A 1,071-nucleotide genomic window follows, 5' to 3' on the forward strand; every position below is an offset into this window, starting at 1 on the left:
GGAATTTAATTGGCGAGAATATCCAAGTAAATACACCCAAACCAAGGGTCATACCCGTAAAGCAGACCGCTTTACCTGTCGTTCTAAGCGTCTGAAAGTAAGCCTCTTGTAAGACCACACCTTGTTTCAGTTTAGTCTCTAACTGACTATAGATATAGATACCATAATCGACACCAATCCCCACACCCAAGGCAATAACAGGAAGTGTCGCAACTTTAATACCAATACCCAATTGAGCCATAAGCGCTTCACACAGAACCGAGGTAAGTGCCAAAGGTGTAACGATACAAATAACAGCAGCTAAAGACCTGAACGTAATCAGACACAAAATACTAACGACCGAGTAAACAGAGGCTAACATGACATTCTTAGCCTTGGAAATAACCTCGTTAGTCGCCGCTTCAACACCTGCATTACCTGCCGCAAGTAAGAACTGGTAGTTTTCACTTGGGTACTGATCGATCAAGTCTTCCATCGTGTCGATCACAGTATCAAGCGTATCGGCCTCATGATCCTCCAAGAAGATGATCATTGGCGTCATACTACAGTCTGAATTAACCAGGCCTGAAGGTGCTCGCTGTATAGAAGAGTTAATAATTGACTCATTTCGGGATATTTCAAACCACTTCAAGCTTCCCTCATTGAGCGCTTTAGTCACCAATTTGGACACTGAGACCAAAGAAGCGGTAGATTCAACGCCTGGTGTATTTTCCAAACGCCATTGCATACGATCCATGACATCCATTAACTCATAGGTCGAACACATTTCTTTTGGCGTTTTAATCATCACAACCATAATATCGGCGCTGGTACTATAGTTGCTGATAATATAGTCGTTATCTAAATTGTAGCGAGAGTCAGGTCGCAGCTCTGGCGCACCTTTATCCAAGTCACCTATTTTAAGATCTTTCTGGTAGTAGAGACCTATACCACAACCCAGTATTGCAATAAGCACTGAAATCGGTGCCACACTTGGGTGAGCCATAAATGAAAGTGCGCGCCACTTTTTGTCACCATGAAGTTCAACATGCTTAGCATGCTTCAGGCCACCTTTACTCAAACCAGAGTACG

Annotated in this window: 1 protein-coding gene; it reads right to left on the bottom strand. The window is 43.3% G+C overall.

All coding sequences use genetic code 11. The features are described 5' to 3' along the window. Nucleotides 1–1,071, bottom strand: a 1,071-nt coding sequence (locus A3729_RS04035) for an RND family transporter (protein ID WP_156497638.1), incomplete at both ends; no start/stop codon positions are given.

The sequence above is a fragment of the Oleiphilus sp. HI0043 genome (assembly GCF_001634935.1).